General features: G+C 68.9%; 18 protein-coding genes. 11 read left to right on the top strand and 7 right to left on the bottom strand.

The genetic code is table 11. The features are described 5' to 3' along the window. The first annotated feature begins 3 nt into the window (after positions 1-3). Genes VXD91_RS11420 through VXD91_RS11405 form a run of 4 tightly spaced genes read left to right on the top strand, consistent with a single transcriptional unit; the run spans position 4 to position 3,834 of the window. A complete protein-coding gene (locus tag VXD91_RS11420) occupies positions 4-1,332 on the top strand; it encodes a UDP-glucose/GDP-mannose dehydrogenase family protein (RefSeq protein ID WP_212808108.1) in 1,329 nt (442 codons plus the stop codon). Positions 1,333-1,392: 60 nt separating this feature from the next. Next, entirely contained in the window at positions 1,393-2,700 is a 1,308-nt protein-coding gene (locus VXD91_RS11415; RefSeq protein ID WP_212814994.1) for a cytochrome P450, read from the top strand. Between the two features lies 1 nt (position 2,701). Then, positions 2,702-3,451, top strand: a complete 750-nt coding sequence (locus tag VXD91_RS11410) for a maleylpyruvate isomerase family mycothiol-dependent enzyme (RefSeq protein WP_212808109.1) — start codon at positions 2,702-2,704, stop codon at positions 3,449-3,451. A gap of 20 nt (positions 3,452-3,471) precedes the next feature. Then, positions 3,472-3,834 carry a nuclear transport factor 2 family protein gene (locus tag VXD91_RS11405; RefSeq protein WP_064859798.1) on the top strand — a complete coding sequence of 121 codons (363 nt, stop codon included), beginning with the start codon at positions 3,472-3,474 and terminating at the stop codon, positions 3,832-3,834. Here the strand turns inward: VXD91_RS11405 and VXD91_RS11400 are convergent. Then, positions 3,812-5,035 carry a YibE/F family protein gene (locus tag VXD91_RS11400; RefSeq protein WP_318984695.1) on the bottom strand — a complete coding sequence of 408 codons (1,224 nt, stop codon included), beginning with the start codon at positions 5,033-5,035 and terminating at the stop codon, positions 3,812-3,814. The two genes, VXD91_RS11405 and VXD91_RS11400, sit on opposite strands and share 23 nt — an antisense overlap. Positions 5,036-5,045: 10 nt before the next feature. Then, positions 5,046-5,510 (bottom strand): SRPBCC family protein, encoded by a 465-nt coding sequence (locus VXD91_RS11395; protein ID WP_212808111.1) that lies wholly within the window; start codon positions 5,508-5,510, stop codon positions 5,046-5,048. Positions 5,511-5,546: 36 nt separating this feature from the next. Between VXD91_RS11395 and VXD91_RS11390 the strand changes: the two genes are divergently transcribed. Beyond that, the gene (locus VXD91_RS11390; RefSeq protein ID WP_346415446.1) at positions 5,547-6,176 is read left to right on the top strand and encodes a TetR/AcrR family transcriptional regulator; all 630 of its coding nucleotides are present in this window, start codon (positions 5,547-5,549) and stop codon (positions 6,174-6,176) included. A 55-nt stretch (positions 6,177-6,231) separates the two neighbouring features. Here VXD91_RS11390 and VXD91_RS11385 read toward each other — a convergent pair whose 3' ends face one another. The 4 genes from VXD91_RS11385 to VXD91_RS11370 all read right to left on the bottom strand — a co-directional run bounded on the left by VXD91_RS11385 (position 6,232) and on the right by VXD91_RS11370 (position 15,203). Next, positions 6,232-7,515 carry a pyridoxal phosphate-dependent aminotransferase gene (locus VXD91_RS11385; RefSeq protein WP_133428259.1) on the bottom strand — a complete coding sequence of 428 codons (1,284 nt, stop codon included), beginning with the start codon at positions 7,513-7,515 and terminating at the stop codon, positions 6,232-6,234. A 115-nt stretch (positions 7,516-7,630) separates the two neighbouring features. Continuing rightward, the gene (locus tag VXD91_RS11380) at positions 7,631-10,516 is read right to left on the bottom strand and encodes a heterodisulfide reductase-related iron-sulfur binding cluster (protein ID WP_346415445.1); all 2,886 of its coding nucleotides are present in this window, start codon (positions 10,514-10,516) and stop codon (positions 7,631-7,633) included. Between the two features lie 212 nt (positions 10,517-10,728). Further along, positions 10,729-13,221, bottom strand: coding sequence for an isoniazid response ATPase/transcriptional regulator IniR (gene iniR / locus VXD91_RS11375; RefSeq protein WP_346415444.1), 2,493 nt, complete (start codon positions 13,219-13,221; stop codon positions 10,729-10,731). Then, positions 13,218-15,203, bottom strand: a complete 1,986-nt coding sequence (locus VXD91_RS11370) for an Hsp70 family protein (protein ID WP_346415443.1) — start codon at positions 15,201-15,203, stop codon at positions 13,218-13,220. The genes iniR and VXD91_RS11370 overlap by 4 nt, the downstream gene beginning before the upstream one ends. Positions 15,204-15,446: 243 nt before the next feature. Between VXD91_RS11370 and VXD91_RS11365 the strand changes: the two genes are divergently transcribed. The 6 genes from VXD91_RS11365 to VXD91_RS11340 all read left to right on the top strand — a co-directional run bounded on the left by VXD91_RS11365 (position 15,447) and on the right by VXD91_RS11340 (position 22,787). Next, complete coding sequence (locus tag VXD91_RS11365) at positions 15,447-15,983, top strand: Rv0340 family IniB-related protein (RefSeq protein WP_346415442.1); 537 nt, start codon at positions 15,447-15,449, stop codon at positions 15,981-15,983. Between the two features lie 265 nt (positions 15,984-16,248). After that, a complete protein-coding gene (locus VXD91_RS11360; protein WP_346415441.1) occupies positions 16,249-17,361 on the top strand; it encodes an IniB N-terminal domain-containing protein in 1,113 nt (370 codons plus the stop codon). Positions 17,362-17,458: 97 nt separating this feature from the next. After that, complete coding sequence (locus VXD91_RS11355; protein WP_212808118.1) at positions 17,459-19,300, top strand: dynamin-like GTPase family protein; 1,842 nt, start codon at positions 17,459-17,461, stop codon at positions 19,298-19,300. Beyond that, entirely contained in the window at positions 19,297-20,811 is a 1,515-nt protein-coding gene (locus VXD91_RS11350) for a dynamin-like GTPase family protein (protein ID WP_346415439.1), read from the top strand. Before VXD91_RS11355 ends, VXD91_RS11350 begins: the two co-directional genes overlap by 4 nt. Positions 20,812-20,862: 51 nt before the next feature. Beyond that, positions 20,863-21,546, top strand: coding sequence for an Abi-alpha family protein (locus VXD91_RS11345; protein WP_212808120.1), 684 nt, complete (start codon positions 20,863-20,865; stop codon positions 21,544-21,546). Continuing rightward, a complete protein-coding gene (locus VXD91_RS11340; protein WP_346415438.1) occupies positions 21,546-22,787 on the top strand; it encodes a DUF445 domain-containing protein in 1,242 nt (413 codons plus the stop codon). Before VXD91_RS11345 ends, VXD91_RS11340 begins: the two co-directional genes overlap by 1 nt. Here the strand turns inward: VXD91_RS11340 and VXD91_RS11335 are convergent. Next, entirely contained in the window at positions 22,784-23,176 is a 393-nt protein-coding gene (locus VXD91_RS11335) for a hypothetical protein (protein WP_346415437.1), read from the bottom strand. The two genes, VXD91_RS11340 and VXD91_RS11335, sit on opposite strands and share 4 nt — an antisense overlap. Positions 23,177-23,180: the final 4 nt, after the last annotated feature.

Raw genomic sequence — 23,180 nt, 5'->3', positions numbered from 1 at the left:
ACTATGAGATGCACCGTGTTCGGTACCGGCTACCTCGGGGCGACGCACGCCGCCGGCATGGCGGAGCTCGGCCATGAGGTCCTCGGCGTCGATGTAGACCCCGGCAAGATCGCGAAGCTGGCGGCCGGTGACATCCCGTTCTACGAGCCCGGGCTGCGGAAGATGCTGCGCGACAACATCGAAGCCGGGCGGCTGCACTTCACCACCGACTATGACGAGGCTGCCGAGTTCGGTGACGTGCACTTCCTCGGCGTGGGCACCCCACAGAAGAAGGGGGAGTACGCCGCCGACCTGCGGTACGTGCAGTCCGTCATCGACACGCTGGTGCCGCGGCTGCGCCGGTCCGCGGTGATCGTCGGCAAGTCCACCGTGCCGGTGGGTACCGCCGCCGAACTCGGGGCCCGGGCCCGCGAGCTGGCGCCGGCGGGCATCGACGTCGAGGTGGCGTGGAACCCGGAGTTCCTGCGCGAAGGATTCGCCGTCAAGGACACCCTGCACCCGGACCGCATCGTGCTTGGCGTGCAAGCGGATTCGCAGCGCGCCGAAGCGGCGATCCGGGAGCTGTACGCCCGGATCCTGGAGCGCGGCGTGCCGTTCCTGCTGACCGACCTGCAGACCGCCGAACTGGTCAAGGTCTCCGCGAACGCCTTTCTGGCCACCAAGATTTCCTTCATCAACGCCATCGCCGAGGTGTGTGAAGCGACCAACGCCGACGTCACCGTGCTGGCCGACGCACTGGGCTACGACCCCCGGATCGGGCGGCGATTCCTCAACGCGGGCTTGGGTTTCGGTGGTGGTTGCCTGCCCAAGGACATCCGCGCCTTCATGGCCCGCGCCGGTGAACTCGGCGCCGACCCCGCGCTGACGTTCCTGCGCGAAGTGGACAGCATCAACATGCGCCGGCGTACCCGCATGGTGGAGCTGACCACCAAGGCGTGCGGTGGCACGCTGCTGGGCGCCAACATCGCGGTGCTGGGTGCGGCGTTCAAGCCCGAGTCCGACGACGTGCGTGACTCGCCCGCCCTCAACGTGGCCGGCATGCTGCAGCTCAACGGCGCGGCCGTCAACGTCTACGACCCCAAGGCCATGGACAACTCCCGCCGGGTCTTCCCGACGCTGAACTACTCCACTTCCGTCCTCGAGGCCTGCGACCGCGCCGACGCCGTGCTGGTCCTGACCGAATGGCAGGAGTTCCTGGACCTGGACCCCGAACAGCTGGCGGCCACCGTCCGGGTGAAAGTGGTTGTCGACGGCCGCAATTGCCTCGACGTCGGAAAATGGCAGGCTGCGGGCTGGCGGGTGCACGCCCTGGGCCGCAATCTGACGCCCTGATTTCCGACTGCAGTATGTAGCCCGACGGCGACGGGCGTGCCTAAGCTCGGCTCCATGACGCTGAGGCAACGGCTCAACTGGTTCGCGCTGCACGCCGTCATCCGCAAGCTCGCCGCATACGGCGCGCGGCACGGCGACCTCCAGGGCCGGCTCATCGCCGACCCGGCGGTGCGGACCGACCCCGGCGCGTTCGCCGACGAACTGCGCAGCCGCGGCCGGATGTACCGCGGCCGGGCGGCCTGGATCACCGCGGATCATGCTCTCGTGCACCAGATTCTGCGTTCGGATGACTTCACCGTCACGCAGATCGGCGGGACGCTGCCCGGCGTCCTCGGCTGGCTGGAGAACAAGACCACCGTCAAGGGCCGGCTGCATCCGCTGCTGCCGCCGTCGCTGCTGTCGGTCGACGGCGAGCAGCACACGCGCTACCGCAAGACCGTCTCGGCGGTGTTCACCACGCGGGCCGTCGCGGCATTGCGGGAACGGGTGCAGGAGGCCGCGACCGGACTGATCGACGAGCTCGCGGCGGGGGCCACCGTGGACATCGTGGACAGCTACTGCTCGCAGCTGCCCGTCACGGTGATCGCGGACATCCTCGGGGTGCCCGAGCATGACCGGTCGCGCATCCTCGAATTCGGTGAACTGGCCGCGCCCAGCCTGGACATCGGGCTGACCTGGCAGCAGTACCTCAGCGTCGAGGACGGGTTGGACGGCTTCAACACCTGGCTGGCCACGCACCTCCGCGAGCTCCGGGCCAATCCCGGCGACAACCTCATGAGCCAGCTCATCGCCGCCAGCGACGGGGGCGCCCGGCTCAACGACGAAGAACTCCGGGCCACCGCGGGCCTCGTGCTGGCCGCCGGGTTCGAGACCACGGTGAATCTGCTGGGCAACGGCATCCGAATGTTGTTGCAGCATCCCGATCAACTGGCCCTGCTGCAGGCGCAGCCCGACCTCTGGCCCACCGCCGTCGAAGAGATCCTGCGGCTCGACTCGCCGGTCCAGCTGTCGGCCCGCATCGCCAGGGTGGACGTCGACATCGCCGGGTACCACGTGGGCGCCGGTGAGCCCGTCGTCGTCTACCTGGCCGGCGCCAACCGGGACCCGGCCGTTTTCCCTGACCCGCACCGCTTCGACGTCACCCGCGCCAACGCGGGCAAGCACCATTCGTTCTCGGGCGGACGGCACTTCTGCCTCGGTGCGGCGCTGGCCCGTTCCGAAGGAGAAGTGGGACTGCGGACGTTCTTCGAGCGGTTCCCCGACGCGCAACTCGCGGGCCCCGGTACCCGGCGCGACACCCGCGTGCTCCGTGGCTGGGCGGCATTGCCGATCGCACTCGGGCAGGCGCGTGCAGCGGTACCGTCGTGAAATGGCCTTCCGCACAGCCCTGATCGAGGAAACCGCCGCATTCGGCGACATCATCCGCAAAGCCGACCTGGATACGCCGGTACCCAACTGCCCGGGCTGGTCCCTCAAGCAGCTGTTCAAACACGTCGGCCGTGGCAACCGCTGGTGCGCGCAGATCGTCGCCGAGCACCGCAAGGAGGCACTCGATCCCCGCGAGGTTCGGGACGGGAAACCGCCGGAGGACCTCGACGCTGCCATCGACTGGCTGAATGCCAGTGCGCAGGCCCTGGTCGACGCCGTCGAACACGTCGGGTCGGATGCGAAGGTGTGGACGTTCCTCGGGCCGAAGCCCGCCGGATGGTGGATCCGGCGTCGCGTGCACGAGCAGACCGTGCACCGCGCCGATGCCGCTCTGGCGCTGGGCCTCCCGTTCGTGCTCGATCCCGAGCTGGCCGCCGACGGGGTGACCGAGACGCTGGAGCGCGTGGCGCTGATGGCGCCCGCCGGGGATCCGCCGCTGGAGCGTGGGCGGTCGCTGCACCTGCATGCCGCGGAATCCGAACTCGGCCCCACCGGCGAGTGGCTGGTGGTCAACGACGAGGACGGGTTCGGCTGGTCGCATCAGCACGCCAAAGGTGATGCGGCAGTGCGGGGTCCGGTGACCGGGCTGCTGCTGGCCGTCAACCGCCGGCAGACGGTCGAGGAGGCCGGCCTGGAGGTGATCGGCGACGCCGCCGTGTGGCAGCGCTGGGTCGACCACTCGGCGTTCTGAGGTCAGGTAGGTTCGCAGACATGACGACTTCCGAGATCGCGACGGTTCTCGCCTGGATCGACGCCCTCAACGACCGCGACCTGGACACCCTGGACAAGCTGTCGAGCGGTGACATCGAGATCGGTGACGCGAACGGCGCCACCCAGGGGCGGAATGCGTTGCGGGCCTGGGCAACCGACCTCGACGAGAAGTCGACGGTCGGCCGGATGTTCGTGCACGACGGCGTCGTGGTCGTCGAGCAGACCATCACCGGCGGCGGTGCCGACCGAGAGGCCGCGACCGCGTTCCGTGTCGTGCACGACCACGTCACCTCGGCGTTCCGGCACGACGACCTGGCCTCGGCGCTCGCGGCGACCGAGCTCATCGAGTCGGACGCGGTGTAGCGAGCACCGCCGCGATGGCGGTGGTCAGCGGTACCGACAACGCCAGCGCGATGCCGCCGACTGCCGACCGGGCGATCTCGATCGCCACGCTCTCGCTGGTCAGCACGTCGCCCAACGACCGGTTGGCGACGCTGAACAGCAGCAGCAGCGGCAGTGCGCTGCCGGCGTACGCGAGCACCAGCGTGTAGACGGTGCTGGCGATGTGGTCGCGACCCACCCGCATGGCGCCGGTGAAGATGGCCCGCCGGGACGCGCCGTGTTCGGCCAGTTCGAAGGCTGTCGACGCCTGCGTGACGGTGACGTCGTTGAGCACACCCAGCGAGCCGATGATGAAGCCGGCGAGCAACAGCCCGGTGATCGACACGGACCCCATGTAGGCCGCGATCTCGTTGTTCTGGTCTTCCGACAACCCGGTCAGGTGCGCCAATTCGATTGCACCCCAGGACAACACCGCCGACAACAGCAGCGAGCTCAGAGTGCCGAGCAGGGCGGCGCTGGTGCGCAGGCTGACGCCGTGCGCCAGGTAGATCACGGCGTACAGGATCACCGACGACGCGACGAGCGCGACCGGGATGGCCGAGCCGCCGTCCCGCAGCGCCGGGAGCAGGAAGACCGTCAGCACCACGAACGCGACGGCGATACCGACCAGCGCCCGCAATCCGCGCCAGCGGGCCACCGCGACCACCACCACGGCGAAGACGGCAGCCAGCGCGACGAGCGGCCAGGTGCGCTCGAAGTCGAAGAAGGCGTAGGTGGTGGTGCCGGAGTCGTCGACCTGGCGGGTCACCCGGATGTGGTCGCCGGCGGCGAGGTGCGGCTGGCCGGGGCCGGTGCTGAACTCGAGCAGGGTGTTGGCGCCGGAGTTCGGCCCGGAGTCGATGCCGATCAATGACTGCACGCAACTCCCGGCGCCCGGCGGGGCGGTGACCGGGGCGGAGGTCAGCACCGCGCCGACCGACGGGCTGCCGCAGTTGTTCATGCCCGTCGACACGACGTGCCCGGCCTCGGTGCTCACGGCGCCGCCGTGGGCGTTCTGGAACGGCAGCGGGATGTCGACGGCCTTGCCGTGCGGCCACAGCACGACGGCGCCGATCACGGTCGCCAGCCCGATCACCGCCAGAAGGCCGACGACGATCTTCGCGGCCAGCGGGCTGAGCGGCGCCGGGCCGGAACTGTGCGAGTGGGTATGCGAGTGCGCCACCCGAGTCAGCCTAGGGGGTCGGCCTGAGAGCTTCCCGACGCTCCGCCTCGATCACCAGCTTGGCGGACAGCGTCGTCAGCACGTACTTGACCACGGCCCGGTAACCCAGACCGACGATGCGCCAAGGACTTTCGAAGGTCCCCTGCCAATCGATGCGGGTGCCGTCCGGCTCGGGCGTGAAGGTCACCTGCGCCTGGTAGTTCCGTACCGGGGTTTTCGAGATGATGGTGTACCCGTGCCGCTGACCGGGCTCGTGGATCGTCGTCTGCTCCCGCGCGGGAAAACGGGGCGTGCCGACGGCGCGGACGGCCCCGACGCCGCCGTCATCGGCAGGTCCGCGGGTCTCCCAGGCTGAGTAGTTGATCAGGGGACGCGCCCACTCAGACCAGCGGGAGCCGTCCGCCACCACCTCGAAAAGCGTGCTCGGCATGGCCTGCGCATGGCGGGTGACCCGGACTTCGTAGTGGTGTGTCATGTTGACCAAGTTAACGGAACGGTGTTCTATTAGGCAATGGATTTGCCGGATTCACCGCGGGCGCTGACGTTTGCGCGGGCGCGCAGCCCGGAGCAGCGGGAGGACCGCCTGCGCCGGCTGACCGAGGCCACCCGCGCGCTCCTGGACAGCACCCGGGCCGGCGAGCTGACGCTCGGCGACGTCGCCGCCGCGGCGGGCCTGGCCAAATCGGGGGTGCTGCGTTACGCCGGCTCCCGGGAGGCGCTACTGCTTCTGGTGATGTACCACGAGCACCTGGGCTGGCTCGACGACCTGCGCGCCCAGCTGCGCGATGAACGGCGCAGCCCGGCAAAGGCTTTGGCGCACACCCTCGCGCGACGCCCTGTCCTGTGCGACCTGATCAGCGCGGCGCCGGTGTTGATGAACCGGCTGACACCCGAAGCGGCCGAGACGGTGCGCACACAGGCGCGCGACGTCGAGGACCGGCTCCGCGAGACCCTCAGGCCCCGGCTGCCGCTGGATCGGCAGCACCTGGTGCTGCTGACCGCTGCGATCCACGCGTTCGTCGGCGCGGTATGGGGTTGGGCGGCAATCGATTCCGTCAACCAGCCCGAACCCGGCACCGCGTTCGAAGACACCCTCGCCGCACTGCTGCGGACCTTCATCGCGGGCCTGAAACACCAGTGATTTGTGCACGATTTTCCGCGGCGGGCGCGGAAAATCGTGCACAAATCCCAGTGGATTACTGGCGGTAGCTCGCCAGGAAGTTGCCGAGGCGCTCGATGGCGGCGGCCAGGTCGCGGGCCCACGGCAGCGTCACGATGCGCAGGTGATCCGGTGTGGGCCAATTGAATCCGGTGCCCTGCGTGAGCAGGATCTTCTCCTGCAGCAGCAGGTCGAGCACCAGCTGCTCGTCGTCCCGGATCTCGTGCACCTCGGGGTCCAGCCGCGGGAACGCATAGAGCGCGCCCTCGGGCTTGACGCAGGAGACGCCCGGAATCTCGTTGAGCTTGTTCCACGCGACGTCACGCTGTTCCAGCAGCCGGCCGCCGGGCAGGATCAGGTCCTCGATGCTCTGGTGTCCGCCGAGGGCCACCTGAATGGCGTGCTGCGCAGGCACATTCGGGCACAGCCGCATGTTGGACAGCAGGCTGATGCCCTCGAGGAAGCTGGACGCGTGCTCCTTGGGGCCGGTGATGGCGAGCCAGCCGGAGCGGTAGCCGGCCACGCGGTAGGCCTTGGACAGGCCGTTGAACGTCAGGCACAGCATGTCGGGCGCCACCGACGCCATGGGGATGTGCTTGGCCTCGTCGTAGAGGATCTTGTCGTAGATCTCGTCGGCCAGCAGCAGCAGCTGGTGCTTGCGGGCCAGATTGGCGATCGACTCCAGCGTCTCGCGGCTGTACACCGCGCCGGTGGGGTTATTCGGGTTGATCACGACGATCGCCTTGGTGCGGTCGGTGATCTTCGACTCCAGGTCGGCGATGTCGGGGTTCCAGCCCTGCGTCTCGTCGCACAGGTAGTGCACCGGGGTGCCGCCGGCCAGCGCCGTCGACGCCGTCCACAGCGGGTAGTCGGGCGCCGGGATCAGCACCTGGTCGCCGTTGTCGAGCAGCGCCTGCAGCGTCATGGTGATGAGCTCGGAGACGCCGTTGCCCAGGAAGACGTCGTCGACGTCGAACCGGGGGAAGCCCTCGACCAGCTCGTAACGGGTGACCACCGCGCGGCGTGCGGACACGATGCCCTTCGAGTCGGAGTAGCCCTGGGCGTGGGGGAGGGCGGCGATCATGTCGCGCATGATCACGTCTGGCGCCTCGAAGCCGAACGGCGCCGGGTTACCGATGTTGAGCTTGAGGATCCGGTGGCCCTCGGCCTCGAGCCGGGAGGCCTGCTCGTGTACCGGGCCGCGGATCTCGTAGAGGACGTCCTGCAGCTTGGTCGACTGCGCGAACGTCCGCTGATTACGCGGATGACCGCTGTGCCATGTGCGGTCAGCGGGTACCTGGTGGGTGGTCACGGGTTCCATGCTCTCATCGGTGTCGAATTCTTTTGCCCATGTGCGATCAGGGCCACATATGCCAATGGCCAGCTACGACGCTCCTGGCGGCGGGTCGTAGCTGGCCATTGCGGTGTACTTCGCGTTACCGCTTACCGGGGCGCTTTGCGCCCGGGCGCAGACCCAGTCCGACGACCGGCGGTTCCGGCTTGGCCTCTTCCGCCGGGGCGGCAGGTGCCGGGGCGGCGGGAGCCTCGGCGGCCGGCTCGGCAGCCGGAGCATCAGCGGCCGGTGCGGCGGGCGCCGCCGGTGCTGCCGGAGCAGCAGCCTTCTTGGCGCCGGGGCGACGTGCGCCCGCGGCCAGACCCAGACCCTTCACCGGGGCGGCCGGAGCGGCCGGCGCGGCGGGAGCCTCAGCGGCGGGAGCAGCCTCGGCAGCCGGGGCCGGAGCAGCAGCAGCCGGAGCGGCAGCCTTTTTGGCACCCGGACGCTTGGCGCCCGCAGCCAGACCCAGACCCTTGGCGGGAGCGGCGGCAGCCGGAGCCTCGGCGGCGGGAGCCTCAGCGGCAGGAGCCGCAGCCGCCGGAGCGGCGGCCTTCTTGGCACCCGGACGCTTGGCGGCCATGCCCAGGCCGGTGACCGGCTTGGCGGCGGCCGGAGCGGCAGCGGCAGCAGGTGCCTCGGCGGCCGGAGCGGCCTCGGCAGCGGGAGCCGGAGCGGCCGGAGCCGGCTTCGGGGCCTCCTTGGCCTTCTTCTCCGCGAGGGCCGCGGAAGCCTTTGCCGCCGTGCCCTTTTCGGGCAGCGTCACCTTGCTGGTGTCGAGCGAGTTCAGCAGCAGCTGAGCGACGTCGAGCACCTCGGTCTTCTCGATGCTGCGGGTCGCGGCGACGTCGTCGACGCCGTCGCTCATCATCACGCGGCAGAACGGGCAGCCGGTCGCGATCGCCGAGGCGCCGGTGTCGACGGCCTCTTCCGAACGCTCCACGTTCACGCGCTTGCCGATGTGCTCTTCCATCCACATGCGGGCACCACCGGCACCACAGCACAGGCCGCGGTCGGCGTGGCGGGGCATCTCGGTGAGCTTTGCGCCGGCAGCGCCGACCAGCTCACGCGGGGCCTCGTACTCCTTGTTGTGGCGGCCGAGGAAGCAGGGATCGTGGTAGGTGACCTCTTGGCTCACCGAGTTCACCGGGACCAGCTTCTTGTCCCGCACCAGGCGGTTGAGCAGCTGCGTGTGGTGCACGACGGTGTAGTTGGCGCCCAACTGCGGGTACTCGCGACCGATGGTGTTGAAGCAGTGCGGGCACGTGACGACGATCTTGCGCTTGCCGGGGTCGACACCCTCGAACAGCTCGTTGATGGTCTCGACGTTCTGCGCGGCGAGCTGCTGGAACAGGAACTCGTTACCGGCGCGGCGGGCCGAGTCACCGGTACAGGTCTCGCCGGTGCCCAGCACCAGGAACTTCACGCCCGCGGTGGCGAGCAGCTCGGCGACGGCCTTGGTGGTCTTCTTGGCGCGGTCCTCGTAGGCGCCGGCGCAGCCGACCCAGAAGAGGTACTCGAAGCCGTCGAAGCTCTCCACGTCCTGGCCGTAGACCGGGATGTCGAAGTCCAGCTCGTCGATCCAGTTGGTGCGGTCCTTGGCGTTCTGGCCCCAGGGGTTGCCCTTGGTTGCCAGGTTCTTGAACAGCACACCGAGCTCGCCGGGGAACTCGGACTCGACCATGACCTGGTAGCGGCGCATGTCGACGATGTGGTCGATGTGCTCGATGTCCACCGGGCACTGCTCGACGCAGGCACCGCAGTTGGTGCAGGACCACAGCACGTCGGGGTCGATGACGCCGCCCTGCTCAGCGGTGCCGACCAGCGGGCGCAGCGCCTGCTCGGGGCCGGACCCCTCGATGCGCGCGAAGCCGTCCTCGGGGACGCCGTGGCCGTGCAGGCTGTCGCCCAGCTTGGCGAAGTCGACCGAGCCCTCCTCGGGCATCGGCTTGCCCTCGATGATGTACGGCGCCTTGGCGAACAGGTGGTCGCGCAGGTTCATGATGACGAGCTTGGGAGACAACGGCTTTCCGGTGTTCCATGCCGGGCACTGCGACTGGCAACGACCGCACTCGGTACAGGTGGAGAAGTCGAGGTTGCCCTTCCAGGTGAAGTCCTCGATCTTGCCGCGGCCGAACACCGCGTCCTCGGCGGGATCGTCGAAGTCGATCTTCTCGCCCTTGTACTCCATCGGCAGCAGCGGGCCGAGGCCGTCGGGCAGGCGCTTGAAGGTGACGTTGATCGGGGCCAGACCGATGTGCAGGTGCTTGGAGTGCAGCACGATCAGCAGGAAGACCAGCATGACGCCGATGTGCGACAGCAGCGCGATGGTCTCGATCCACACGTTGGCGGTGTGGCCCAGCGGAGCCAGCAGCGCGGCCATGCCGTCGGAGAAGAAGGCGCCGTTCTGGTACGGGAAGTGCTCGCCGAGCACGTTGACGGCGGCACCGCGGAAGATCGCGTAGGTCAGGATGACCAGGAAGATCATGATGAGGATCTCCCACGCGCCACCGTTGTGCGATCCGTAGAACCGGGACTCGCGGCCGATGTTGTTGGGGTTCTTGGTCAGGCGGATGATCGCGAAGACGACGATGCCGGCCAGCACGGCCAGGGCGAAGAAGTCCTGCAGGAAGCCCAGAACGGCCCAGTGTCCGACGAATGGGATGGCGAACTTCGGGTCGAACAGGACGCCATAGGCTTCCAGGTACACCGATGCGAGGACGAAGAAGCCCCACATGGTGAAGAAGTGCGCGAGACCGGGGATCGACCACTTGAGGAGCTTCGACTGGGCGAAGACTTCCTTGTTCTGGTTCAGGAAGCGGGTGACGAGATCGTCTTTACGGCCACGTTCGTCGCCGAGCTTCTGCCCCGAGCTGATCAGCTTGGTCAGCCACAGGACGCGCTTTGCGGCGAATCCCAGGACGATGACCGTTGCCAACAGCCCGATGACCAGTCTGGCCACGTCGAGCGTGTGTTCGAGATTCTCCACCGCGCCTCTCCCAGTTATGTAGCTACTAGCCGGTAACTTATTGAGGTTACCAACGGGTAACTTAAGCTAGATGCCTGCTCATAGTCGCATCCTGGGTAGAACGCACGCTAGCAAGGCTGTCCTAACTTGAGCTGCCGCTTTGCGGTCACTTCTTTACCTGGAATCAGCCTCGGCGAAGCGTCGGCCGAGGGCTTCCTTATATAAGGGCGGCGTCAGACCTTCTCGACGAGCAGCGCCCGCAGCATCGACAACATCTCCGACCGCGATTCGGCCCCCAACCTGCGGCGAATGCGGGCGACGTGGTGTTCGACGGTCTTCGCCGAGATCAGCAGCCGGGCCCCGATATCGCGGTACGGCATGCCCTGCAGCACCAGTTCGGCGACCTCACGTTCGCGGTCGGACAGCCGCGTCCAGGCGGGCGTTGCGGCGGATGTGGCCCGAGCGTCACCCGAGGCGGGAGGTGGTGTGGTGTTGCGCACATCCGCACCCGAAGCGGGCTCACGCGGAATAGCGGGGGCCGCGGGCTCGATGGGATCGGCCGCTGCCTCGAGGGCGGCATCCTGCTTGAGGTCGCGCGCCAGCTGCAGCATGGCACCGGAGATGCGGCCGTCGGCCGAATGCAACGCGGCCTGACTGGCCAGGCGCGTGGCGTCCCACGTCAGCCCGAAGCGCGCCAGCCCGCGGGCGGCCGCCGTCACCTCCGCGGCGTCGACGCCGTCGGCCAGGACGCGCAGCCAGGTCCGGCCGGCGGTGGCGAGCGCGGTGGCGTAGGCGCCATGCGCGCCCTCGGCCCGGCTGGCCGCGGCCAGGGCCTGCCCGTGCGGCGCGACGGCCTCGGGCGCGTTGGCCAGGATGCCGGCGTGCACGCCCGCCCAGTGCAGCGGGACCGCCCACAGCGCCGGATTTCCGGCGGCCCGCAGCAGCCCGAACGCCTCGGCCAGCGGCTGGCGCAGCTGGTCGAGCTGCTGCAACCGGGCCGCCGCGACCCACAACTCGCCGAGCGGGAGCAGGGCGTACAGGTCCAGGGAGTATTCGGCCAGCACTTCCATGGCCGCGTACCAGTGCTTCTGCAGCGCGCCGGTGTCGCCGCTGCGCCGGGCGACGGCGGTCTGCAGCGCGGTGAACCACAGCGCATCGCGGCGGTGCAGGTCGGCGACCGCGGTCGCGTCCAATGCCGGGACGGCGGAATCGAGTTGGCCGTCGAGCATCCGGATCCAGCCGAGCAGCAGCCGGTGGCGCAGGCCGGTGAACCCCGCGTCGCCACCGCCGGTGCGGATGGCCCGGCCGATGACGCTGCGCGCGCGGACCGCGTCACCGCCGTGCAGGGCGACGAGGCTCAGCAGCGCGGCGGGGCTGTCCGGTGCGACAGCGTGGACACCGTTGGTGGACCCGAGGGCCTGCGTGAGCCGTGCCATCGCGACGGCGAACGGCTGATCGAGCGTCAGCAGCATGCCCTCGGCCATACCGCGCGCCGCGCGGGCGGAAGACGTTGGCGGCATTGAGTTCTCGGCCTGCAGGCAGGCCCGGGCCAGTTCGGCGTCGGCGGTGGCGACACCGACCACGGCGCCCGCGGCCGCGACGAACGGGTCGGGATCGGGGCCGAGCCAGCGGAACAGATCCGCGGCGTGTGCGGCGGCGCCGTCGTGCATCGCGACGCTGGCCGCGATGCGCACCGCCTGCGCGCGGACGGTGGCGTCGTCGGCGGCGAGCAGCTCGTCCGCCAGGGTGCCGGCGGTGGTGCAGTCGCCGGTGACGGCGAGGGCGTCGGCGAGGTGGGCGTCGGCCGGGGCGGTGCCCGCACGGGCCGCGGCGCGGTACAGGCGCGCGGCCTGGCGGGGCGCGGCGGAACCGGCGCGGCGGATCAGATCAGCCGCCAGCAGGTCGTCGACGGTGCCGTGCTCGGCCAGCTTCAGCGCCAATTCGGTTGACAGGGTGGCAGATTCGATCTGCGAGCGCAGCAGCCGGCATTCGGTCTCGCGGTGCCGCGCGGCCCCGACCAGCCGCGTGAGGCACCGGTGCAGCGTGTCGATGAACCGCGGGTGCAGCGACGCGGACAGCAGGCCGCTGGCGCGGGCCCGGTCCATCAGCACGGCCGCGTCGTCGCCGGGCAGTTGCAGCGCGGCGGCGATGTCGTCGGGTCCCAGTTCGGGGCTGAGCGAACACAACAACAACGTGTCGAGCAGGTGCTCGTCGAGCCGGCGCAGCCGCTCGCTCAACGCGACGGACGCGGCCCGGATCGGATCGGCGCCTGAGGCCAGCGCCGACAGCGCCGAGTACACCAGCAGCGGGATACCGCCGGTGCCGGCGATCAGTGCGGGCACCTGAGTGCCGGGGACGCCGGCGCGGGCCAGCGCCTCGTTGATCTCCCGGGGCGTCATCGGCGCCAGCTGAACCGGCGGCTGCTGCCGACTCAGCGTGGTGGTGAGAGCGTTGAGGGCGCGGTCGTGCGCCAACGGCTCGGCGCTGACCACCACGGTGCGGGCCGGGTCGCCGGCCAGCTCCGTCAGCGCGGTCAGTTCTTCCGGTGACAGCAGCTGGGCATCGTCGATGACGATGGCCGCGTCCGGTGCCTCACCGGGCTTGGGTACCCGCGCGAGCATCGTCGTGCCGTTGGCCCGCAACGTCTTTCGCACCGCTTCCAGCGCGGTGGTCTTGCCGCTGCCGATTCCGCCGAGCACCAGCGACGTGCCGGCCGCTGCGGTCATTGGCTGGTCGATGCCGAAGGTTGCGCGGTGATGGGCGCCGACGCGGTGGCCACCGAGGCCGACGGAGCCGACCCGGTCTCGGCCGCCACGGAGGCCGTCTTGGGCGGTTGCTCCGCCGTGGGCTGGCTGCTGGGTGCCTGGGTCGTCGGCGCGGCCGTCGGAGTCTGCGTGCTGGGCGGCTGCGTCGTCGGCGGCTTCGTCGTGGTCGGCGGCGGCTGCGTGGTGGTGGGTGGCTGCGTGGTCGTCGGCGGCTGGGTCGTCGTGGGCGGCTGCGTGGTCGTCGTGGTGGGCGGCGGCGTCGTGGTCGTGGTGGTCGTCGTCGACGGGGTCGTCGTCGTGGTGGTCGTGGAGGTGGTGGTCGTTGTCGTGGTCGTCGAGCTCGTGGTCGACGGATCGGTGGTGGTCGTGGTGACCGGCGCGTCGGTGGTGGTGACGGGGTTGGTCACCGTCGACGTCTCCACCTGGCCATTGGGATTCGTCTGTGTCACAACGGACTTCGTGGCCTTGTAGGTGCTCGTGGTGATGGAGCCGTCAGGACCGGTGATGGTGGTCGTGACGTCGACCGTCACCGGACCGGACGGGGTGTCGTTGCTCGTGAGCCCGACGGCGGCCCAGCTGCCGCCGGCGACCAGGAACGCTGCCGCGGCGGCGCCGAAGATCAGCGGTGGGCGCCGGTACCAGGGGACCGGTGCCACGTCGGGCAGGTTGTCCTCTTCTTCGTGGGCGAAGTCCATCACCGGCCGCGCCGTGGTCTCGCCGTAGGGGGCGGCCTCGGCGTAGCCGGTCGAGAAGTCGGTGGGGTACTCGCCGCCGACCGCGGCGCCGGGGTCCTCGTCGTCGGACCAGGCGAGCGACGGCCCGACGGTCGAGGACGGGTTCGCGTCGGCCGGCGGCACCGGAGCGGCCATGGTCGCGGGCCCGCCTGCCCATGCCGCGCCGCCGGCTGCCCAGCCCATCGTCGGGGCCATCCCCGTCGGGGCGTCGGCGCTCATGGTGCGCTGATCGACCATCGGGGCGCCGCCCGCCGCGGTCAGCGCCGGCTGCGGTGAGGTCACCACCGGCACCCGGAAGTGCTCCGAAAGACGTTGGGTGACAATCGGAATCGACGCACCGCCACCGGCAGTGGCCACGGCGGTCAGGACGCCGGCCGGAATCTGGTTGCGCTGCAGGGTTTCCTGCAGGACGGCGAGAAGACCGGCGAGGGCCGGTTCGAGCAGCCGTTCCAGCTCGGGGCGGGTGATGCGCAGTGCCGACGCGAAGCCGGGCAGGTTGGCGTTCACCGACGTCGCCGTCTCCGACGAGAGGCGCTCCTTGGCCTGCCGGCACTGGTCGCGCAGCTGGGACAGCGAGCCGACGGCTGCGGTGCCGGCCGGGTCCGCATCGGACGACTCGCTGATGCCCGCGATGACGTGGTTCAGCAGCGCCTGGTCCACCAGGTCGCCGGAGAACTCCGGGTAGCGCACGGTCTCGCCGATCTGGCTGAGCGTCGCGGCGTCGGCGATGGTGACGCTGGTGCCGCTGCCACCGAAATCGCACAGCGCCACGACGCCGTGATCAGGCAGCCCCGCGCCGGCCTTGAGCCCGGCCAGCGCCGCGGCCGCGTCGGAGACCACCGGTGCGGCCGCCAGGCCCGGCTTGCCACGCAGGGCCGCCGAGAGCGCGCCGATGGTGGACATGCCCCAGTGCGCCGGAGCGGCGATGACGATCGGGGCGCCGCCGCCCGCGGTGCGGGCCATCGAGTCGAGGGCCTCGGCCAGGACGGCTTCGCCGCGGTGCGCCGAGCCGTCGGGAGCGATCAGGGGGATCGGGTCACCGACCCGCTCCACGAAGCCGGTCAGCACCAGGCCACCCGACTGCGTGGGGATGCCGACTTCGGCGGGCCGGTCCGGGTACAGGGCCAGGATGGCGCGACGGCTCACCGGCGGTCGCCCGGCCGGCACGGCCACCAGGTTGGTCTGGCCGATCGACAAACCGAGGCTCATAAACGTCCACTCCTTTGACGCGCTATCGACTCAGGCCACCCTATGCGCTGGCAGCCCGGGGTTGGGACACAATCCCCTAACGATTGGTGAATCCCTAATGGGAGTGCCCCTAACGGAAGGTGTCGGGTGCTGGGGTCAGCACCGATCTCTGGGAGCTATATCGGCGATAGCATCGAAATAGTTATCAAGCGGCTTACCTGGTGTAAGGGCCGAAACATTGATTCGACGGAAGGAGTAGGTGCCGTGGCAAATCCGCTACTGGATTTCGTCATGTCGGTGGTCCGTGACCCCGACGTGGCTGCGCACTACGCCGCCGACCCCGCCGGCGCCATCGCCGACGCCAATCTCACCGGCGTGACCACGGCGGACGTCGCGCACCTGATCCCGGTGGTGTCCGAGTCCCTGGGCACAGTGTCCTCCGCGGCGGGCGGCGTGCCAACCGCCGGATTCGACGATCCCGGCGTCAACGTCTGGACCAGCGGTGCCGCCACCGCGGCGTTCGACGCGTTCGATGCCTTCGACACGCATGTGCCGACGGTCGTGTCGCCGCAGGTCATTTCCGATCCTGACCTGGGCGGATTTGACAGTGGACCGGCCCTGCCGGACCACGTCGCAGTCCCGGACCTCGCGGTGTCCGACGACCTGGGCCTGCAGGGCGACGTCCCGGTCGTCGATGCCGGCCAGCTGTCGGATCCGGGTGCGCTCGACTGGCACCCCGTCGATGCCGCCGACCCGTCGGCCGGTGTCGAACACCACCAGGGCTTCGACTTCTTCAGCTGAAGCTGACCACCACATCACGCCGACACACGCCGGTGGCCGTCATGGCCACCGGCGTTTTGCGTCACTCACCGCATATTCAGCAAATACCCTAACTATCCCCTAATCCCCTAATAGGGGGAGCTCGGCTACCCCACTAAGTTTTGTTGGGGGTAGGGGTGGTTGCCCCGTTTGCACGGCCCTTGACGGCCCCTAACGTTGTTCTCAGTTCGCCGGACAGCGGCGAGAAGAACTTCCAAAGAGCAACACCCCAACGAAAGGGACTCCAATGACCAGCCTGATCGAGTTCATCATCGACCTCTTCCGCTTCCCCACCATCGCGAGCTCGTTCGTCGCGAACCCCGAGCAGACCATGCGCGATGCCGGCCTCGCCGGTGTCACCTCCGCGCAGCTCGCCTCGGTGGCCGCCAGCGCCGTCCCGGCCGGCGTGGTCCTCGGTGGCGGCGACCCGGTGGTCGGCCTGCAGAACGCGGTTTCGGACTACTACAGCATGTCCTCGCCGTTCTCCCCGCAGACCTCCTTCGCCCCCGAGTTCGCCAGCCGCAACCAGACCGACTTCGCCAGCCACAACAACGTGCCGATCGCGAGTGGCAACGACATCCCGGTGCTGAGCCCCGAGCAGCACGCCGGCGCCAACGCGCAGCAGGGTGCCTTCAACCTGGGCTTCGGTGACATCACCCTCGGCGGCAGCCACGTCCAGCAGGGCGACGGCGGCGTCAACATCGCGGGCAACAACCACGGTGACATCGCCAGCGGCAAGGGCGCCGTGCAGGGCGACGGCAACACCGTCACCAACGGCGACATCCTGACCGGCAGCCACTCGCCGGTGATCGTCGGCACGGGCAACCACGCCACCGACAACTCGCAGACGGCGGGCGGCCACATCGTCCAGGGCAACTCCGGCCCGGTGGTCAACGACGTCAACACCGGTGGCGGCAACGGCGGCGGCGCGAGTGCCGGCGGCGGCCTGATCGGTGGCGGCCACGCCAGCGGCGGCAGCGGCGGCAGCGGCGGCAACATCGTCATCAACGACGGCAACACCTCGTCGACGCACGTCGGTGGCAACCAGACGACGGTCGGTGGCGACCTGGGCAGCGGCAACAAGAGCGTCATCGACGACTCGTCGCACTCCTCCACCGTCAACACCAGCCTGAACAGCGGGAACACGGCCAACACCAGCATCGGTAGCGGCAACAGCACCCACACCAACATCGGCAGCGGGAACACCACCCACACCGACCTGAGCGCCGACAACTCGGTGCACAGCACGGTTGCCGACAACTCGGTGCACGAGGCCAGCATGAACACCTACGCACCGACCGAAACCCACACCACCACCGATTTCAGCCACACCGCCCACGTCGATCCGCACATGCACTGATCGATCGCGACAAACTCCTCCGGCGGGGCCACCTACAGGCCCCGCCGGATGTTTGCGCATACCGTTAGACAGTGAGAATGCAGTCGAGGAGAGCCCAGTGACGCAGCCGAACGAGGCGAACCCGCGCCCGGTCGCGGTGATCGTCGAGTTGATCGACCACACCAGCCGGATCGCAGGGCTCAACGACCGCGACGACCTGGCGCAGCGGTTGCTGGCGGCCAAGACCCGGATCAGTGATCCGCAGATCCGGGTGGTCATCGCCGGGCAGCTCAAGCAGGGCAAGAGTCAGTTGCTGAACTCGTTGCTGAACATGCCGGTCGCGCGTGTCGGCGATGACGAGAGCACCGTGCTCACCACCGTCGTCCACTACGGCGATGCGGCGGCCGCCGAGCTCGTGCTGGCCCCCGCGCAGGAAGGTGCCGACCCGTCCGTCGTCGCTATTCCGCCCAACCAGCTGTCGACCGATCTGCGCCAGGCCCCGCAGGCTCAGGGCCGTCAGGTGCTGCGCGTGGAGGTGGCGGCGCCGAGCCCGATGCTCAAGGGCGGCCTCACGTTCATCGACACTCCCGGCGTGGGCGGGCTGGGGCAGCCGCACCTGTCGGCCACGCTCGGTCTGTTGCCCGACGCCGATGCTCTCCTGATGGTCAGTGACACCAGCCAGGAGTTCACCGAGCCCGAACTCACGTTCATCCGGCAGGCCGTCGAAATCTGCCCGGTGGCAACGATTGTCGCCACCAAGACCGATCTGTACCCGCACTGGCGCGAGATCATCGCGGCCAACGCCGCGCACCTGCAGCGAGCCCGGCTGAACGTTCCCGTGGTTCCGGTCTCGTCTGCGCTGCGCACCCACGCGCTGGCGCTCAACGACAAGGACCTCAACGACGAGTCCAACTTCCCGGCGATCATCAAGTTCCTCACCGACAAGGTGCTCAGCCGCGAGAACGACCGCATCAAGGACCAGGTGGTCACCGAGATTCATTCGGCGGCCGAACATCTCAGGCTGGCGGTGTCCACCGAGCTGGCGGCGATCAACGACCCAGAGAAGATCGAGCGCATCAAGGCCGAGCTCGAGCAGAAGAAGGAAGAAGCCCAGAATGCGCTGCAGCAGACCGCATTGTGGCAGCAGGTGCTCAACGACGGCATCGCCGACCTGACCGCCGACGTCGACCACGACCTGCGCAACCGCTTCCGCAACATCACCGCGCACACCGAGCGCATCATCGACGGCTGCGATCCCACGCAGCACTGGGCCGAGATCGGCGCCGAGTTGGAGAACGTGGTCGCCACCGCTGTCGGCGACAACTTCGTCTGGGCGCATCAGCGCGCCGAGGCACTCGCCGCTGAAGTCGCCCGCACGTTCGTCGAGGCCGGGCTGGATTCGGTCGAACTGGCCGAGGTCCGGGCGCGGGACATGGGCGCGGGCCTGGGTGAGTTCAACCCCGTCGCGCGGCTGGAATCCGAGCCGATCCGGGCCGGCCACAAGGTGATCACCGGGATGCGCGGCTCTTACGGTGGTGTGCTGATGTTCGGCATGCTGACGTCCTTCGCGGGCCTCGGCATGTTCAACCCGCTGTCGCTGGGCGCCGGACTCGTGCTGGGCCGCAAGGCCTACAAGGAGGACATGGAGAACCGCATGCTGCGGGTGCGCGGCGAGGCGAAGATGAACGTCCGCCGGTTCGTCGACGACGTGTCGTTCGCCGTCGGCAAGGAGTCGCGTGACCGGCTGCGAAACATCCAGCGGCACTTGCGGGATCACTACCGCAACATCGCCAACCAGACCACCCGCTCGCTCAACGAATCGCTGCAGGCGACCCTTGCGGCGGCGCAGATCGAAGCGGGTGAGCGTGACAACCGCGTGCGGGAACTGGAGCGGCAGTTGAACATTCTGCGCCAGGTCCTCGAGAACACGGTGAAACTGACTCCCGCACTCGCCCAGTGAGCACCAGTGCACGCGTCCGCGCCATCCTGGGCGGCGTCATTTCGGCCTACCGGTCCGACCCCGTCTACCAGCACCGGCCGCAGGCCCTGGCCGAGCTCGACTGGATCGGCCGCCGGCTCGATCAGCCGATCCGCATCGCCCTGGCCGGCACGCTCAAGTCCGGCAAGTCGACATTGGTGAATGCGCTTGTCGGCGAAGAGATCGCGCCCACCGACGCCACCGAGGCCACCCGCCTGGTCACCTGGTTCCGGCACGGCGCCACGCCCCGGGTCACCGCCAACCATCGGGACGGCCGCCGTACCGACGTACCGATCACGCGCGGTGACGGCCTCACCTTCGACCTCGCACGGTATTCCGGGGCGCAGGGCGCCGCCAACATCGGAGACATCGTCGACCTCGACGTGCAGTGGCCCGCAGCGGAATTGGAACAGACGACCATCATCGACACCCCGGGCACGTCGTCGCTGTCACGTGACGTCTCCGACCGCACGCTGCAACTGCTGGTGCCGCGCGACGGCGTACCGCGGGTGGACGCCGTCGTCTTTCTGCTGCGCACCCTCAACGCGCCAGACATCGCACTGCTCAAGCAGATCGGGGAACTCGTCGGCAGCGGCTCGGGCGCTCTCGGTGTCATCGGGGTCGCGTCGCGCGCCGACGAGATCGGGGCGGGGCGCATCGACGCCATGATGTCGGCCCGCGAGGTGGCCACCCGATTCACCGCGGAACTGGACCGCACCGGCGTGTGCCAGGCCGTCGTCCCGGTGTCGGGACTGCTGGCGCTGACCGCGCGCACATTGCAGCAGAGTGAATTCACGGCGCTGCAGAAGCTCGCCGCCCTGGACGGCGACGGCGCGACGGCGCTGACCAAGGCCATGCTGTCGGCGGATCGCTTTGCCCGGCAGGATGATTCACTGCCCGTGGACGCCATCACCCGGGCCGCGCTGCTGGACCGGTTCGGCATGTTCGGCATCCGGATCGCGATCGCGGTGCTGCGCGCCGGCGTCACCGACTCCCAGGGGCTGGCCGACGAACTGCTCGAGCGCAGCGGGCTGGTGGCCCTGCGGGACGTCATCGATCAGCAGTTCGCGCAACGTGCCGACATGCTCAAGGCGCACACCGCGTTGCGTTCGCTGCGGCGCTTCGTGGAAGCCAATCCCATCTACGCGACGCCGTTCATCCTGGCGGACATCGATCCGCTGCTGGCCGATACGCACGCCTTCGAAGAATTGCGACTGCTCGGTCAGTTACGTTCCCGGCCAACCACTTTGAACGACGACGAGATGGCCTCACTGCGCCGCATCATCGGCGGCTCGGGCACCGATGCCGCGAGCCGGCTCGGGCTGAGCAACGACGCGCCGTACGACGGCCCGCGGGCGGCGTTCGCGGCGGTTCAGCGGTGGCGCCGCCGGGCCGATCACCCGCTCAACGACCCCTTCACCGCACGCGCCTGCCGGGCCGCCGTGCGCAGCGCCGAGGCCCTGGTCGCCGACTATGCGGCACAGGGAAGGTGAGATATTCGAGATCGTTGGCAATTTGGTACCCCGCGCGGCTACCGTTTGCGGGTGGCTCAATCGTTTGATCCCTTCGGCCTGGTAGGACGCGCGGTGGACGCCGCTCGACTCGGTCTGGACGTCTACAGCTGGACCGAGCAGCAGATCGTCGGCGCGCTGCGCAAAGGCCTCAACGAACTGGAACCGGAAGACGATGCCGACGACGTCGTCGCGGCGGCCGATACGGCCAAATCGGCGCCCGCCGAAGAGTCGCTCAACTCCAAGATGAGCCAGCTGCTCAACCGGGCGCTCGACCAGAACACCGCCGGCAGCCAGACCGAGCTCTACCACCATCTCCTCGATCAGCTGGTGGCCGACGAGGCCCGCATCGTCGGCGCCCTGTCCGACGGCTCCGTCTCGCCATTGGTCAACGTCTACGACCGCACCCGCAAGCCCGTGCTGGAGAACGCGGCACTCGTCGGCCGGACCGCGAACGTCGCCCTCCCACAGATGACGCCGCAGTACGTCGGGCATTTGCTGGCGCTGCGCCTCGTGGAGATCGGTCCGGAGGATTCTGCACTGAAAACCGAGTACGAGGTGTTGATGGCTGAGACCATCGTCCTCAACGCGATCAAGGCCGCGTCGAAGGGTCCGCTGCCCGCCAAGGTGGAGAAGCTGACGCTGACGCTGTCGCCGCTGGGCCGATCGCTGTGGGCCGCCGCCACCGCGGAGGACGACCAGAACGGGTGGCGCTGATGTCCCTGACCGAGATCCTCCTCGACTTCCGCGAGCACTGGATCATCTACTTCTCGATGCCTCTGGTGGCCGCCTTCGTCGGGTGGAGCACCAAGATCGTCGCGATGGAGATGATCTACCGGCCGCTGGAGTTCAAGGGCATCGGTCCCATCGGCTGGCAGGGCATCATCCCGCGGCGGGCCGGCAAGGTCGGCTCCACCACGATCGAGCTGCTCACCGCGAATCTGCTCAAACCCGAGGAACTGCTGTCGCGGATCGACGCCAAAGAGGCCGTCGAGGTGCTGCGCGAGCCGCTGTCGGCGTCGATCAACGACATCGCCCGCGACGTCGCCGAGGAGATCCGTCCGGGGCTGTGGGATTCCCTGCCCGAGGCTGGCCGCCAGGCGATCCTCAACCGCATCCACGCCCAGGCGCCGCGCATCACCGAGAAGATGCTGAACGAGATGCAGTCGGACCTCAGCCGGTTCGTCGACCTGCAGTTCCTCGCGGTCACCACGCTGGTGCGCAATAAGGAGAAGCTCAACAAGCTGATGCGCGGCCTGTCCGACGACGCCATGGCGTTCGTCCGGCGCAGCGGCATCTACTTCGGCCTGATCATCGGTACCGCGCAGATGTTCGTCTGGGCCATCTTCAAGCTGCCGTGGATCATGCCGGCCTTCGGCTTCGGTATCGGTCTGATCAGCGACTACATCGCGCTCAACATGCTGTTCCGGCCCATCAAGCCGACCAAGTACCTGGGCTTCATCAAGTTCCAGGGACTGCTGCACGCCCAGCGCGAGAAGATCACCGCGGACTACGCCCGCATCCTCTCCGAGGACCTGTTCGCGCCCGACATCCTCTTCGACGGCATCCTCAAAGGCCCCGGCGCCGACAAGCTGTTCGCCATGATCGCGCGGGAGGTCGAGGCCGCCATCGACAACGAGATCGGCGGGTGGACCGGCACCGTCGTGAAGTTCGCGGTCGGCACGTCGAAGTACAACGCGCTGAAAGACCGCGTCGTCGATCTCGTCGTCGAGAGGCTGCCGGCCACACTGCTGGACGCGCAGGACTACGCCATGAGCAAGATCGACCTGGAAAAGACGATCATCGAGAAGATGAATCAGCTCACCAACGAGGAGTACGAGTCGATTCTGCGGCCGGTGTTCAAGGACGACGAGCCGCTGATGGTCGCCATCGGTGCCATCCTCGGCGGCTGCGTCGGTGAGCTCCAGGTGCTGATGATCGAGTTCTTCACGCACTAGTGCGGGCGCGGCCCCGGCGGGTGGGTGCGCCGGGACTGGGTGATCGACGACGACGTCGTCGGGGTCCGGCTGGTGGTCGTGCTGTCGCCCCTGGGCGCGGACGTCGTGTCCGTCGTGTCTGTCGTCTCCGGGGTGAGCGGCACGTCGATGTCCGTGGTCGACGGCGTCACCGACGAGTAGCTGGTTGATGTCGGCGCGGTCGTGGTGAGCGTCGTGGTCGACGAGTGGCCGGTGTCATCCACGATGACGGGCACCGGCGGCGGCTGCGGCTCGTTGTAGTGCCGCACCAGCCAGGACCCCGCGAAATACAGCAGCGCGATCGCGGCGAGCGCGGCGAGGCTGGCGCCGACGACATGCGGGGTGCGCTCGTGCCACGGCCGCTCGGTCATGGCC

The sequence above is a fragment of the Mycobacterium sp. SM3041 genome, assembly GCF_039668335.1.
GTDB lineage: Bacteria > Actinomycetota > Actinomycetes > Mycobacteriales > Mycobacteriaceae > Mycobacterium.
This window is presented reverse-complemented; position numbering and strand designations above follow the sequence as displayed.

Bases quoted from the DNA above. Each gene is read 5' to 3' on its own strand.
- VXD91_RS11420 (WP_212808108.1), top strand. From the start codon at position 4: ATGAGATGCACCGTGTTCGGTACCGGCTACCTCGGGGCGACGCACGCC.
- VXD91_RS11410 (WP_212808109.1), top strand. From the start codon at position 2,702: ATGGCCTTCCGCACAGCCCTGATCGAGGAAACCGCCGCATTCGGCGAC.
- VXD91_RS11405 (WP_064859798.1), top strand. From the start codon at position 3,472: ATGACGACTTCCGAGATCGCGACGGTTCTCGCCTGGATCGACGCCCTC.
- VXD91_RS11395 (WP_212808111.1), bottom strand. From the start codon at position 5,510: ATGACACACCACTACGAAGTCCGGGTCACCCGCCATGCGCAGGCCATG.
- VXD91_RS11390 (WP_346415446.1), top strand. From the start codon at position 5,547: ATGGATTTGCCGGATTCACCGCGGGCGCTGACGTTTGCGCGGGCGCGC.
- VXD91_RS11385 (WP_133428259.1), bottom strand. From the start codon at position 7,515: ATGGAACCCGTGACCACCCACCAGGTACCCGCTGACCGCACATGGCAC.
- iniR (WP_346415444.1), bottom strand. From the start codon at position 13,221: ATGACCGCAGCGGCCGGCACGTCGCTGGTGCTCGGCGGAATCGGCAGC.
- VXD91_RS11370 (WP_346415443.1), bottom strand. From the start codon at position 15,203: ATGAGCCTCGGTTTGTCGATCGGCCAGACCAACCTGGTGGCCGTGCCG.
- VXD91_RS11360 (WP_346415441.1), top strand. From the start codon at position 16,249: ATGACCAGCCTGATCGAGTTCATCATCGACCTCTTCCGCTTCCCCACC.
- VXD91_RS11340 (WP_346415438.1), top strand. From the start codon at position 21,546: ATGTCCCTGACCGAGATCCTCCTCGACTTCCGCGAGCACTGGATCATC.
- VXD91_RS11335 (WP_346415437.1), bottom strand. From the start codon at position 23,176: ATGACCGAGCGGCCGTGGCACGAGCGCACCCCGCATGTCGTCGGCGCC.